The organism is Mesorhizobium sp., assembly GCF_965229135.1.
Taxonomy (GTDB): domain Bacteria; phylum Pseudomonadota; class Alphaproteobacteria; order Rhizobiales; family Rhizobiaceae; genus Mesorhizobium.
In genome coordinates this window covers 4,984,940-4,998,911 of record NZ_OZ245860.1, presented here as the reverse complement: position 1 = coordinate 4,998,911, position 13,972 = coordinate 4,984,940, and the positions used below count along the sequence as shown (strand labels likewise).

Annotated in this window: 11 protein-coding genes; 7 read left to right on the top strand and 4 right to left on the bottom strand. The window is 62.2% G+C overall.

Annotated elements, in window-relative coordinates:
• Positions 1–3 precede the first annotated feature (3 nt).
• The 4 genes from ACO07C_RS23820 to ACO07C_RS23805 all read right to left on the bottom strand — a co-directional run bounded on the left by ACO07C_RS23820 (position 4) and on the right by ACO07C_RS23805 (position 5,303).
• Positions 4–2,016, bottom strand: coding sequence for an autotransporter domain-containing protein (locus ACO07C_RS23820; protein ID WP_421916619.1), 2,013 nt, complete (start codon positions 2,014–2,016; stop codon positions 4–6).
• Between the two features lie 186 nt (positions 2,017–2,202).
• Positions 2,203–3,384: a choline ABC transporter ATP-binding protein gene (gene choV / locus ACO07C_RS23815; protein ID WP_421916618.1), complete on the bottom strand. Its 1,182-nt coding sequence runs from the start codon at positions 3,382–3,384 to the stop codon at positions 2,203–2,205.
• Positions 3,381–4,235 carry a choline ABC transporter permease subunit gene (gene choW, locus ACO07C_RS23810; RefSeq protein WP_421916617.1) on the bottom strand — a complete coding sequence of 285 codons (855 nt, stop codon included), beginning with the start codon at positions 4,233–4,235 and terminating at the stop codon, positions 3,381–3,383. The genes choV and choW overlap by 4 nt, the downstream gene beginning before the upstream one ends.
• A 132-nt stretch (positions 4,236–4,367) precedes the next feature.
• Positions 4,368–5,303, bottom strand: coding sequence for a choline ABC transporter substrate-binding protein (locus tag ACO07C_RS23805; RefSeq protein WP_421916616.1), 936 nt, complete (start codon positions 5,301–5,303; stop codon positions 4,368–4,370).
• A gap of 238 nt (positions 5,304–5,541) precedes the next feature.
• On the opposite strand from ACO07C_RS23805, the gene ACO07C_RS23800 reads away from it, so the two are divergent.
• The 7 genes from ACO07C_RS23800 (at position 5,542) to ACO07C_RS23770 (ending at position 13,705) form a co-directional block, all read left to right on the top strand.
• A complete protein-coding gene (locus tag ACO07C_RS23800; protein ID WP_421916615.1) occupies positions 5,542–6,153 on the top strand; it encodes a thymidine kinase in 612 nt (203 codons plus the stop codon).
• 174 nt (positions 6,154–6,327) lie between these two features.
• Positions 6,328–6,717, top strand: coding sequence for a c-type cytochrome (locus tag ACO07C_RS23795; protein WP_421916614.1), 390 nt, complete (start codon positions 6,328–6,330; stop codon positions 6,715–6,717).
• A gap of 300 nt (positions 6,718–7,017) precedes the next feature.
• Positions 7,018–8,106, top strand: a complete 1,089-nt coding sequence (locus ACO07C_RS23790) for a hypothetical protein (RefSeq protein WP_421916613.1) — start codon at positions 7,018–7,020, stop codon at positions 8,104–8,106.
• A 26-nt stretch (positions 8,107–8,132) separates the two neighbouring features.
• Positions 8,133–9,278 carry a hypothetical protein gene (locus tag ACO07C_RS23785; RefSeq protein WP_421916612.1) on the top strand — a complete coding sequence of 382 codons (1,146 nt, stop codon included), beginning with the start codon at positions 8,133–8,135 and terminating at the stop codon, positions 9,276–9,278.
• A 48-nt stretch (positions 9,279–9,326) separates the two neighbouring features.
• The gene (locus ACO07C_RS23780) at positions 9,327–11,237 is read left to right on the top strand and encodes an ATP-binding protein (protein WP_421916611.1); all 1,911 of its coding nucleotides are present in this window, start codon (positions 9,327–9,329) and stop codon (positions 11,235–11,237) included.
• Positions 11,238–11,281: 44 nt separating this feature from the next.
• Complete coding sequence (locus ACO07C_RS23775; RefSeq protein ID WP_421916610.1) at positions 11,282–12,574, top strand: DUF6638 family protein; 1,293 nt, start codon at positions 11,282–11,284, stop codon at positions 12,572–12,574.
• Between the two features lie 12 nt (positions 12,575–12,586).
• Positions 12,587–13,705: a DUF2333 family protein gene (locus tag ACO07C_RS23770; RefSeq protein ID WP_421916609.1), complete on the top strand. Its 1,119-nt coding sequence runs from the start codon at positions 12,587–12,589 to the stop codon at positions 13,703–13,705.
• Positions 13,706–13,972 lie beyond the last annotated feature (267 nt).

Sequence of the window (13,972 nt, the reverse complement as noted above, 5' to 3'; positions counted from 1 at the left end):
TCCTCAAAACGCCTTGCTGAGACGCACCTGGCCTCGGGCGGTGAAAGCGTTGTCGCTGCCATAACCGACCTCGAAACCACTATCCAACATGACGCCATGGCCGACCGCCGCCGCGACGTCCGCGCCGGCAAATCCGCGCACCGCCGTCTTTTTCTCACCGGAAGCAAAGGAGATGTCCTGGCCAAGCAGCGTGGCCGAAACGTCACCGCTGCTCTGGGCGATGCCGTCCAGGCCAGCCCGCAGGGTGGTCTGCCAGGCCTGGGTCGGCGTGGTCACTTGCGGCAATGCCAGCGCCAGTTGCCCGCGCACTTCGAACAAGTGAACGTCGCGCCGCGCAACCGCGAGATCGGCGGCGGAACCCGTTTCCGTATAGTCGCCGACAAAGAGACCCGCGTAACGCAGCCGCACGCTCGGCATCAGCGTACCCATGGCGACAGGAAGCCGCGTGCCGAGTGTCAGCGCCGGGCTGATGAAGGTGCCGTTGAAATCCGCCCGGGCCGTCTCGATACCCCCGAGCACGAGATTGTTGGCGACCTGGCGGCTGCTGCGTTCATAGAGGGCGCCGGCGATGAACGACAGGTTGGCAAAGCGTTGACCGGCGTCATAGCCGAGATAGCCGCCCCCGAACACGCTGCGATGGGTGATCTCCTGCGCGCTGTCGTCAACCTCGGTCTGTCCGGCAGCCGCGCCCACGAACACACCGCCGAGGAACCCGTCGTCCGAGCGCCTTTCCGCACCGACGACGACGCCGCCAAGCGCCTGGGTGAACCCGGCCGCGGCGCCTGAGCCATCCTGTGAACGGACCGCGCCGAATGTCGACAGCCAGGCGTCCGGTCCGGAACGTGGCCCAAGCACATCATTGTGCGGGGTAGCCAGACGCGTCTCGACAACACCGGTCACCGCGTCGGTAAGGTCTTCCACCAGCGACCCGGCACTGGCAAAGCCGGTGATGTCGACCACCGCCACCTGGTTGCCGTTGACGACGAAGGGCCGCCCCCCGGTCAGGATGGTCTGCGGAACACCGCCGCTTCCCGAAAAGGTCATGGCGGCGTTCAACGCCGGCCCGAAGCTGACCGTATTGCCGGATCCGTTGAAGACGATAGGCCCCTGGATGGCCGTGCCGGCCAGGAGGTTCAGCGTCGCATTGGACGCGCCGAACGAGATGGCCGTGCTCGTGCTGTCGTTGAAGTCGTTGAAGATAGTGCCGGAGTTGGTGATCACCGCGTTTCCGACCTGGGTGACTATGCCTGTCGATCCAGGCCCGAACGCGTAAACCGCGCCGCTGTTGACGATGAAAATATCATTGCCCCCTGCGCCTATGGCGGTGGCGCCATTTCCGGAAACCTCGATCGTCCCGGAATTGGTCAGGTTCAGGCCAGAGCTGCTTTGCCAACCTATGGCGAGGGCACCGTCCCCTTCGACTTGGATCAAGCCGCTGTTCACTATTGTCAGGTTGGGCTTGTCGCCAATTATACCCCCGACGCCTCCGATCGTGCCGGCGGAAACGTCAATCGTCCCGCTATTTTCCACATAGGCGTCGGAACCATCGCTGATGATGGCGAACGTGCCATCGCCGCTGGTTGCGATCAAGCCGCTGTTGACGATGTTCGCGTTGTCGCCCTCGGACACTATGCCGAAGGCTCCGGCGCCTCCCGCAAGAATGATACCGTTGCTGATGATCTTTGCGTTATCGCCCGTGGAATACACGCCGAAGCCACCGCCGCCAAACGTTCCGATGCCCCCGGAATTGGTCAGACGCTGGTCTGAATTCAGCATCTGCACCGCATTTTCGCCGGCGATGGATGTCTCGACTATTCCGCCACTATCGACGGTTCCGGTATCGCCGGCATTGTTCATGGTCTGCGGGCCGACATCCTGGCCATTGCCGACAGTGAAGCTCTGGGAAAATGCGGGGCCATCGCCAAGCGCCACCGCTGCGAAAAGCGATATCGCTACGGCTGCCTGAGCCCTTGTACGCAGCTTTAGTATCATCCCGCCCCTTGCGTATGTACGCATTGCCAAAACCCTGCACCGGTCGGACACGAAAGACAAGGTCAGGCCCGGGGCCAGTCCTGTATACCGGCAACCTTGTGTGGACTATCTGCAACACCGCGTCTTTGCAGGCTCGAGAGACTGTTGATGCCCGGATGGCACGTGTTTGGCCCGAATCGCCGGCAAACCGCCGAAGGCGGGGGAGAATGGCTACCGCCGCAACACCGCCGACAGAACGTCCCTGATGCCGATGGCGCCGACGAATCGCGACTGGTCGTCGAACAGCGCCACCGGAGCCGTCTGCGAGCGGTGCATGGCCAGCATCACCGTCTTCAACGGCGTGCCGGGATTGGCCCAGAACACCTGGGCGCCCTCCTCCGGCTGGGCCTCGACATCGGCGCAGGACACCCACACCGCCGGCTTGCCGTCGCGTTCGGCCGCCGCCACCAGCCCATGGTCGTCGATCTTGAAGCGCGTCGTCTTGCGCCGGTCGAGCCACACCCAGCCGTCGTCGCCATGTTCGAGATCGCGGCGGTCGCGCATCACGTTCCAGGCGGTGAGCACCGACAGCGGGTTCACATTGGCGATGAAGTCGCGGACATAGTCGTTGGCGGGGCGCAGCACGATATCTTCCGGCGCGCCGGTCTGCACGATGCGGCCGCCCTCCATGATGGTGATGTGGCTGCCGATCTTCAGCGCCTCCTCGAGGTCATGGCTGACGAAGATGATGGTCTTCTTCAGTTCGTCCTGCAGCTGCAGCAATTCATCCTGCAGCTTGGTGCGGATCAGCGGGTCGAGCGCCGAGAACGGCTCGTCCATCAAAAGGATCGGCGCTTCGGTGGCGAAGGCGCGCGCCAGGCCGACGCGCTGCTGCATGCCGCCGGAAAGCTCGTGGGCGTATTTCTTCGACCATTGTTCGAGATTGACCAGCTTAAGCTGCCTGTGCACGCGTTCCTTGCGCTCCGCTTCCGGCACGCCGGCGAGTTCCAGGCCAAGGCCGACATTTTCTTCCACAGTGCGCCACGGCAGCAGGCCGAACTGCTGGAACACCATGGCCACCTGCTTCTGCCGCAGCCGGCGCAGCGTTGCCTGGTCGCAGGTGACGACATCGACGGTCTTGTCGCCATCCTTGACCAGAACCTGCCCGCGCGACACCACGTTGAGCCGGTTGACCGCCCGCAGCAGCGTCGACTTGCCCGAACCGGACAGGCCCATCAGTACGGAGATCTCGCCCTCGTGCACGGTCAGGCTGGCGCCAGCACAGCCCAGCACATTGCCGGTCTTCTCGAGGATCTCGGCGCGGGTGGCGCCGGCGTCGATCAGCGCCAGGGATCCCGCCTGGTCGGCGCCGAAGACGATATCGACGTTCCTGAAATCGACAGCAATCGTCATTTCTTGCCTCCAACGCCAATGCGGGTCATCCGGTCGAGAACGATGGCGAGCACCACGATGGCAAGGCCAGCCTCAAGTCCAAGGTCGATCCTGCGCGAGCCCAGCGCGCGGTTGATTTCAGTGCCGAGACCGCCGGCGCCGATAAGAGCGGCGAAAACCACCATGGACAGCGACAGCATGATCGACTGCGTCAGGCCGGCCATGATGGTGGGCAACGCCGAAGGCAACTCCACCTTCCACAGCAGCTGGCTCTTGGTGGCGCCAAACGCCTCGCCGGCCTCGACGATGGCCTTGGGCACCGAGACCACGCCGAGATGGGTGAGCCGGACCGCCGTCGGAATGACGAAGATGATGGTGACGATGAGGCCGGGCGCGTTGCCGAGGCCGAACAGCGTCAGCACCGGGATCAGGTAGACGAAGGTCGGCAGCGTCTGCATCAGGTCGAGCACCGGCAGCATGACGCGGTAGACCTTCGGCTTGTGCGCGGCCCAGATGCCGAGCGGCACGCCGATGGCCATCGCCATCGCGGCGGCGGCGACGACCAGCACCAGGGTCTGCACCGTCTGCTTCCACAGGTTCTGGTTGATGATGAAGATCAGGCCGAGGAAGACGCCAATGGCCAGCGGCCTCGAGCGTTGCAGCAGCCAGGCGATCACGGCGATGATCAGTGCCAGCAGCACCGGTGGCACCAGAAGCAGGACGTTGACCAGGCCGTCGAGGAGGAAATTCAGGCCATTGGAGAAGGCCCTGAAGATCGTGTCGAAATTGTCGGTAAGGAAGCCGAAGAACGCCTTGCCCCAGGCGCCTATCGGGATCTTGTGATCGATCATGAATTGGGAAATCGGATCCATTTCACCCCTCTTCGTCCAGGAGCCGCCCTGCTCTCGGCTCGCGCAACGTCATCTTGTCACAGGATATGAAAAAGGGCAGCCTTTTCTAAGATGGCTGCCCTTTCTGGTTCGGCCTTGCCGAATTCAGTCGGCTCAGCTTCCGAGCGCGGTCTTGACCGCCGCTGCCGCGTCGCCGCCGTCGAAGGTGGTCACGCCGGCGAGCCAGGGGGCAATCGCATCCGGATTCTTCTTCAGCCAGGCGGTCGCCACCGTCTGGGCATCGCCACCCTTGAGGATGGCGTCCATCATCTCGCCTTCCATGGCCAGATTGAACTTCAGGTTGGCGATCAGCTTGCCGGCATTCGGGCACTCTGTGGTGTAGCCCTTGCGCACGTTGGTGAAGACCGTCGCTGCGCCGAAGCCGCTGTCGCCCATGCCGTCGAGATAGGTGATCTTCATGGCGCCCATCACCGGATGCGGGGTCCAGCCGAGGAAGGCGATCCACTCATTGTTCTTCATCGACTGCTCGGCCTGCGTCAGCATGCCGGCCTCGGAGGATTCGACCAGTTCGAAACCGTCGAGCTTGTCGGCGGGGTTCTTGATCATGTCGAGGATGATGCGGTTGCCGTCATTGCCGGCCTCGATGCCGTAAATCTTGCCGTTGAACTTGTCCTTGAACTTGCCGAGATCGGTCAGCGTCTTGACGCCGGCATCCGCGACATAGGTCGGCACGACGATGCCGTAGCCGGCACCGGTCAGGTTGGTGCTGATGGTCTCGACCGAGCCGTCGGCGGTGTAGTCCTTGATGTCGTTGGTCATCGACGGCATCCAGTTGCCGAGGAAGACATCAAGGTCCTTGTTCTTGAGCGACGCCATGGTGACCGGGACCGAAAGCTGGATCACCTTCGGCTCGTAGCCGAGCGCGGTGAGCAGCACCGAGGCGAGGCCGGTGGTTGCCTGGATATCGGTCCAGCCGACATCGGAGAGACGCACCGTCTTGCAGCTTGCCGCGTCACCGGCATAGGCGGCACTCGTGGACAGCAGAGCCGCAAGACCGAGCCCTGCGACGAAGGAATTCATACGCGACATAGTCATTCTCCCATTGTGATTCTTTGGCGGAGCGAAATTACGGTTTCTCTGCCCGCCTTGTTTCGTCAGCCAAACACCATTTTGGAGCGGTTTCAAGCCGCAAGGCAATCACGATCAACGGCGCGGACTGGCCGATCAGCGACACGCTTCCTGCTTTTCTTGTCGAAGGGCGGCGTTTTGTGGTGGACTGTCGAGGCGCCCCCTCCCCGCGCATCGGCAAGTCGGCTTAAAAGGCGGCATGGCAAAGCTCTACTTCAATTATGCGACGATGAATGCCGGCAAGACGACGATGCTGCTGCAGGCGTCGTACAATTACCGCGAGCGCGGTATGACGACGATGCTGTTCGTCGCCGGCCATTATCGCAAGGGCGACACCGGGCTGATCTCGTCGCGCATTGGGCTGGAGACCGAGGCCGAGATGTTCCGCGACGGCGACGACCTGTTCGCCAGGGTCGCCGAGCATCACGACCATACGACTGTGCATTGCGTCTTCGTCGACGAGGCGCAGTTCCTCGAGGAGGAACAGGTCTGGCAGCTTGCGCGCATCGCCGACCGGCTGAACATCCCGGTGATGTGCTACGGCCTGCGCACGGATTTCCAGGGCAAGCTGTTTTCCGGCTCGCGTGCGTTGCTGGCCATCGCCGACGATTTGCGCGAGGTGCGCACCATCTGCCGCTGCGGCCGCAAGGCGACGATGGTCGTGCGCCTCGGCGCCGACGGCAAGGTGGCCCGGCAGGGCGACCAGGTAGCGATCGGCAAGGACGTCTACGTCTCGCTCTGCCGCCGCCATTGGGAAGAAGAGATGGGCCGCGCGGCACCCGACGATTTCATCGGCTTCATGAAGTCCTGAACCGCCCTGCAGGTGCGGGCAACGTTTCCGCTCGCGACCGCGCCGACATCGACCTTCCGAGCGGCTTTGTTCGCCACGACCTGGCGCGGGACGCCTGAAATCCGTGAGAATGCAGCCTTTGTTAAGGGCTGCCTCCTATCTTGCGCTCCCAGCCAGAACTCGTCGGGGTCAGCCATGCTTCGAACCGTCCCGTCCGCCGGTGTCCTTCTCCTTGCCGGCACCCTCGCCGCCCATGCCGCCGGCGATGCCGCGCTGGGCAAGCAGGTCTTCAACAGATGCATCGCCTGCCATGAAGCGGCGACCGACCGCGACAAGGTCGGCCCGCATCTCCTGGGCGTCGTCGGCCGCACCGCCGGCACGGCCGAAAGTTTCCTTGGCCACTATTCGCAGGCGATGAAGAGCGCGGGAGCCGCTGGTCTCGTCTGGAACGAGGCGAACCTTGCCGAATATCTCAAGTCCCCCAAGCTGAAGGTCCCCGGCAACAAGATGTATTTTGGTGGCCTGAGCAGCGACGACGACATCGCCAATGTCATCGCCTATCTCAAGGCCGATCCCAAGCCCTGAGCAGGGCCGGCCTCGCCTGACACGCCAGGACTGCAACGGCTTGGTTCCCGGTTGAATTTCGCAGCGTCCGCACCGGTCAGGATCGACTGCCTTGCCGGCCCGGAAGTTCAATGGCAATTGAACTACGCTTAGCCGGGCAGCTAATCACGCCATGACCACGCTTCGACTGCCATTCAAGGGCGTGACGGATTTTTTTGTTTTCGGGCAAGCTCTTGTCTTGCGCCTTTCAATCGCCGGATGCCCCACATATATTCGCCGCTGTTCGCGATCAGCGACCTGATGCCGAAGCGGGAGGCCCCTATGGCGACATTGCAGAATTTCGATGCCGAAATAGCCAAGACCAAGCAGGTCGTGCAGGACATGCGCTCCAAGATCGAGCAATCCGGCACAGTGCTCGACACGCTCGCCACCGCCGACAAGAAGATCGGCGACGCCAATTTCGACATCGAGAATGCCCGCATCGAGGATGTGCTGAAACAGCAGAAGGTGATGGAGGGCAACATCGCCGACCTCATCATCGGGCTCGAGGACGCCACCAATGTCTTCGGCGCCGAATTCGAGAGCATGAAAAACTATTCGGGCTGGGAAAATTTCGTTGGCATTTTCTCGGCCCAGCGCAAGCAGCGCATGCGCACCGACCGCGTCCGCAACATGTCGCTGGCCGGCAATCTGCAGGAACTGCTGGCCAAGTCCGACACCATCGTCGGCATCCTGAAGGCGCAGAAGCAGATCCTCGACCAGCGCTACAAGACCTCCGAGGCCAGCCTGTCGCAGGTGATCGAGCGCCGCAAGACCACCATGTCCAACCTCGAAGCGGTGCAGAAGCGCATCGAGGAATTGAACCCGATGCTGCTCGACATCGAAAACAAGATCGCCGCGTCGACCAGCCAGAAGGATCGCACGGAGCTCGAGGGGGACCGTTCCAAGCTTGCCACCGAATACAATGAAAAGCAGGCCAAGGAGCAGGAACTGCTGGCCGAAAGCCAGACGCTGGAGCGCTACACCTCGATGTTCCAGACATTCGTGGATTCGCTCAACAACCAGATCGCCGCGCAGTCGACGCTGATCAACAAGCTGACCATCGATACCGAGCAGCGCATCGTGCTCTACAAGGCGCTGGAGGACTCGCTGAAGACCGCCGCCCAGCAGGACGTCGCCCACAAGATCAACACGCTGGGCAGCCGGGTAGACAACACGGCGGAAGAGACCATGGCCGGCATTGGCGCGGCCTCGCAGAAGCACATTGGCGACCTGCTGGAAATGCACGAGAAGAACATGGTGGCCAGCGCCGACATCCAGCGCCGCAAGAAGCTGGCCGACGACGCCTTTGCCCGCCGCTTCGACGACGTGCTGAAGAAGCACAACGCGGCCAACTACGTGCAGTCGTAATTGCCGCACTCCTCAGGGCCAATATCATGACCCCCGAAAACGACGCGGCGGCGCGATATTTCTCGGCCATCACGGCTGCACTTGCCGGCCTCGAAGTGTTCATGCGCGACGACCGCTCGCCGCTCTACCGGCATGGCATCGTCGCCGGCATCGTTGCCGAGTACATCGCCCGGCTCGACAAGTCGTTTTCCTGCTGGCGCAACCGGCTGGGCTTCATGGACACGTTCCGGATCTCGCGCGCCGAGAGCGGCTTTCCGGTGTTCCAGAACCTGCTCGAGTTGGAGAACGACCGCCGCCAGGCTGACAGCCGGATTGCCAACATTCCGCAGCCCGGCGAGTTGCGCGAGGAGATGGCCGACTTCATCCTGCGCCGCAAGGAATTCCCCGCCGCGCTGCAGAAGTCGATGGCCGAGCGGCTCTATCTGGAAGACGTCAGGAGCAAGGAGACCTTCGGCCCCTTCACGCTCGCGCGGACGGCCAAGGTCTCGGTCAATCCCAAGACCGGACGCCCCTATTATCTCGTCCACTGGGCGAGCTTCGACGGCAGCGCCAACCTGCCGCTGGTCTACATGGTGACGGTGGAGGATTCCTCCGAGGCGATGATCCGCCAGCTTGTCGACAGGAATGGAAAGCTGAACGACAAGGTCGACATCCCCTTGCCGGTCGACGGCCTGCTGAACCCAGAGCTTGCGCACCGTTTCGACGATTTCACCGAGAAGAATTCGGCCTACACGCTGTCGCCGGCGACCATTGCCGTCAACCTCGACAATGACTTTCCGGACCTGCATCCCAAGCAGCTGCGCCGCGTCGTGCTCGGCCCATTCTATTCGGCAGGGATTACCGACAACAATTCGACGGTGGCCGAGGTTCTGGCCAAGGTGCGCAAGCCGGACAATGCATGGCTGCTGACCTGGACCATCCAGGAGGTCTACTCCAAGGGCGAGAAACCCGGCCGCAAGGGCCTGTGGTCGAGCGAGCCGTCATCGGAAGAATTCTTCATCGACACCGATGACCTGGAAGCTGCCCGGCAGGGCGTCTCGAGCTACGAGAACCACGCCCTGATCCCGCACGAAGCCTACCAGGCGCTCTACGCCGCCGGCGAGGCACAGAAGATCTTTGCCGGCTACAAGGTCCACATCCTGTCGAACGGACAGGTGATCAGTGATGTTTGAGGCAAGCTTGGTTTCGGCTGCACTGCCCTTCTCGGAGAGGACAATCTGATGGACACCGGCCTGACCACCATTTCCGAGGCGGCGATCGAAAAGCATCGCGCCACCGCGCAAAGCTTCATCACCCGCATCGTCGTGCTTGAGGACCCGTCGCGCGGGTCCGGCACAGCACTCGCCGGCACCAACCGCCGCTTCGTCTCGACCGTTTCGGTCGGCTCGGTGCGCCGCACCAGCGAGGTCGAGCTGTCGAAGACCGTCGGCGCCGTTCATCCCGACGACCAGTTGCTGACCATCCCGCAGCACACACTTCTGTTTCGCGCACGGCGCGGCACGGCGATCGCGCTGGCCATTTCGGACATTTTCGCCGAGGGCTCCGATCTCGAAAGCCTGCAAGCCAGGAACGTCCGCGCGCCGCTTGAAGGCGACGACGCCGCCACCTTCAAGAAGCTTCTGTCGGCCTCGGCCTACATTTCCGCCTTCAGCCTCTCCTCCTATCTCTCCCAGCTGATCGACAGCGATGGCGAGGCGCCCAACGACACGCCCGAGCCGGACTTCCTGTTCGACACGCCGCAGGACGCGGTGAAGTCGATTCTCGCCGGCCTCGACAAGGCCATCGCAGGCTCGGCCGACGACACCGACCTGATGACCAGGGCGCGCGCCTTTGCCCGTGTCGCCATCGATGGACTACTGGCCAGAAAAGGCCGTTTCGACGGCATTGGCCCGTTCGAGAACGCCCATATCCGCATCGACGCCGATGATTTCACTCTCGACGGCTTCGACGTCGCACCCGGCAAGCGTTCCAGGCCGCTGGTCATGACCTTCAAGAAGCCCGAAGAGGTCGTCGGCAACCACATCGCCAAATACCAGTCGGTCAAGCTCGCCAAGATGCTGATGGCCTATGATTTCGAGCGCGAGCTGAACCCGTTTGTCGAGCTCGGCGGCTTCCTGTTCACCTTCATCGGCGACGGCGCGCCCGGCACCGGCAAGACGACGCTGATCCAGATGATCGCCGGGCTCGTCAACGATTACTGCCAGGTCGCCGGCTATCCCTTCGCCTATGAGAATTTCGGCGTCGACCAGATATCGTCCTACCAGGGCAAGTCCGGCCAGAACTGCCGCCAGTTCATCAACAACGTCCTGAACCCGCGCGTCATCGGCTTCGGCACCATCGACGATATCGACCAGGTCGCCGCGCGCCGTTCCGACGACCGTGCCTCCGCCGGCCAGCAGGAAATCACCGGTGTTTTGATGGATGCCTTCGCCGGCGCCTCCACCGTGGTGCGCGGCAACTGCTCCTTCGGCATGTTCTCGAACTATCCCGAAAACGTCGACGATGCGCTGCGCCAGCGCGCCGGCGCGCGATGGCTGGTCGACGGGCCACAGACCCGCGACGACTACATCGACATCTTCGTGCTGCTCGCCGGCAAGAATCACAAGATCCCGCTTGGCGACCACAAGCTCTACGCCGCGCAAGAGATCCAGCGCGCCGTGACCGAGGCCTATGAGGAGCATGAGAGGCCGCGGGAGGATGGCCTGATGCGGGTCTACGAGCGCTACATGAGGGAGAATGGCGAACCAAAGTCGATGGCCGACATCGGCACCTATCTGCACCTGATCAAGGCCGCCGAGCCGCGCTTCACCGGCCGCGCCATCAAGAACGTCACCGACGCCATCAAGATGCGCGCCATGGACATCGAGCTTCCCGACGAATGGTTCGAAAAGCCGGAAGCCTTCATGCACAAGGGCTATGACGACAAGAAAGCGATGATCGAGGACCTGCGCGGGCCGTTCTCGATGGAAATGGTCATGCAGGAAATCAACCGCTACGCCGACAGCGAGTTCCGCTATTCCGACAAATCCGACGACGCCGCCGTGGAAAAACTGCTGCGCGACGCAAGGCTGCGTGAGAGGGCAGGCCGCGAGATGGAGGAGATGAAGAAGAAGGGGCTTTGGAATGTGTGAGCGCAGCGGCTCTTCCTTCTCCCCGTGAACGGGGAGAAGGGAAGTTGAAACACGACCTCCTCCGCGACAATGACCTCATCTACGGCCGGCTGCTGACCGTCGACGAACCGCATCTCATCCAGCGCTACAACAAGGCGTTGGCCGCCTTCGGCAAGCAGCCGACCAAGCTTGAGAGCTTCGAGATCGATCGCACCGGCTTCTCGCCGCAGGTTGCCGAGGAATGTGGCGATTACGACTATCTCGATCCCGACGAGGTCAACCGCCGCTTCATCATCCTGACCCCGTCGCAGATCGACCTGCCGGTGGTCCACACCGCCTTCTCCAACACCTCGCAGCTGATGTTCGAGTTCATGACAAGGAACCAGCGCGCGATCGACGCGCTGACCATCAAGGATGTGATCTACGGCGAGATCGAGGATTCCGTCCCCAAGGTCAACGATATCGAGGACCTGCTGTCGATAAACCAGGTCGAGTTCAAGGTGCTGTCGGCCGAGGATGTGCTGGGCAAGGCCGCCGAGCTCGGCAAGCTCGTCGACCGGCTGAAGCAGGAGCCCGACGCCTGGCGCGACAATGCCATGCTGACCCGCATGGTGCAGTTGGCAAAGGTCTGCGGCGACATCCGCGAGAACGCGCTGGTGCCAGACCAGGTGATCTTCCGCCACAATGCCTATTGGACCAGCCATTTCGGCGGCCTGTACGTGTTCGTCGATCCCGATATGACGACGGTGATCGGCGATCCGGCGGCGCCCGGCTTTCGCCGCTCGCGGCCTTGGCAGGTGAGCTACCTGTCGATCAGGGATGCCGACAAGGTGTTCAGGTTCCTCGCCACCACCGGCCGCATCGAGCTGCCGCGCGCCTCATGGATCGAGGCATCCGGCTATCTCGAGCATCGCGCCGAAATGATCGTCCGCGCGCTGATCCGCGACGCCGAGCCGGACCGCAATCTGACCGACGTCGACAAGGTCTGGCTGCAGGCCTGGATCCAGAACCATGCCGACCTGATCACCAGCGACGGCAACTTTCCCTTCCTCAACGCCGCCAAGCGCGAGATCGCCCAACTCGGCCAATTGAGGATCGATGATGTATCGCCGCGGCAGCGCTTCCTGGTCATCCGGGCAAAGCCCGATCACCCGGACGCCTGGCTGACCAACCGCCTGATCTCCGATTTCGTTCCGACGGATTTCGTCTCGCGCTACATCTTCAACAAGGACGGCTTCTACAAGGATTATGAAGGCTTTAGCGACGCCTGGCGATCGCATGTTGTGGACGTTTTGAAAACCACATATCTGAAAGACAAGGTGGCGTTCCGCACCCGCCTTTATGGCCTGACTGACTAGGGGGACATTGCCATGCTTGATCCGATCGTGAACTTCGTCACCCTGATTTTCCAATGGATAGGCCGCGGCCTCGGCTTTGCGATCGGCGTCATCCTGTGGCCGTTCATGTGGGCCGGGCGCTGGTATGTTCAACGCGGCTGGATCCTCAAGGCCATCGTCGGCGCCGCACTTCTGGTGTTGATCGGCCTGTACGGCAATTTCTTCTACGCCACCCAGTGGTGGAACAATTTCAACCCGAATTATCCCGATACCTACAGTTTCGACAAACGCAACGTCTCCGCCGGCGAGCAGGTGGCGGCTGGTGCCGGAACCGACACCGCCAAGACATGCGGAAACTCGGGCATAGCCCAGGTGGCGGCCGACCTGACCGACTTCAACGTCAACCAGAATGCCTGGGTGTCGTCGATGATCCTCTACAAGCTCGGCCTCTTCGGCATCGATTGGGACAGCACACCGTTCTTCGACAACAAGGCATCGTTCCAGCGCGGTATCAACCAGGCGGTTCGGCGCACCGCGACCGAACTCGCTGACAATCTCGGCCGCGTGCGCACCACCTCGCAGATCGACAGCAATCTCCAGGAAGCCCGCGGCCAGCTGCAGTATGACGAATCCATCTGGTACATCAGCCGCAACGGCATGACGGCGACGACGCCCAGCGTTTATAGACGCGCGATTGCCAATTTGCGCGCCTTCAATTCCCGGCTGGAAACTTGCCAGACGGTGTTCGATGCCCGCGCCGACAATCTCAAGCAGTATATCGACCGTATCGCCAGCGATATCGGCTCGACCTCGGCCATCCTCAAGGACCGGGCCGAGCACTACAACAATGGCTGGTTCGATTTCCGCGCCGACGACCGCTACTGGTTCGCCTATGGCCAGCTCTACGCCTATTACGGGCTGATGAAGGGCGCACAGGCCGACTTCGAGGATGTGATCAAGGAAAAGCACCTGCAGAACCTCTGGGACACGATGGATCAGCAATTCACCTCGGCGCTGCGCATCCAGCCCTTCATCATCGCCAATGGCCGCGAGGATGGCTGGATTTTCCCGACGCATCTGACGACGATGGGCTTCTACGTTCTCAGGGTCCGCTCCAACCTGGTCGAAATCAGCAACGTGCTGACGCAGTAGCGGTGTCCACGGGCGACATGGCGATGGCGAATTTGCGCCCTCCCCTCTGTCGCATTCCGTGCATTGTGCGGCTGTTTTGAGACGGCGGAACGTCTCGTGCTCTGGCTTCTATACGGCGCGGCAACCGGCACGAGAAGAACCGCTGACAGGTCCGTCGGCTGCAGAGAAATTTTTCTTCATAGGAAACATAGTTGCATGCAAGTTGACGCCGCGGCAGCGACAGGGTTAGAACATGCCCTCGCGCCCGCGGGCCGTTTCCAACATGCT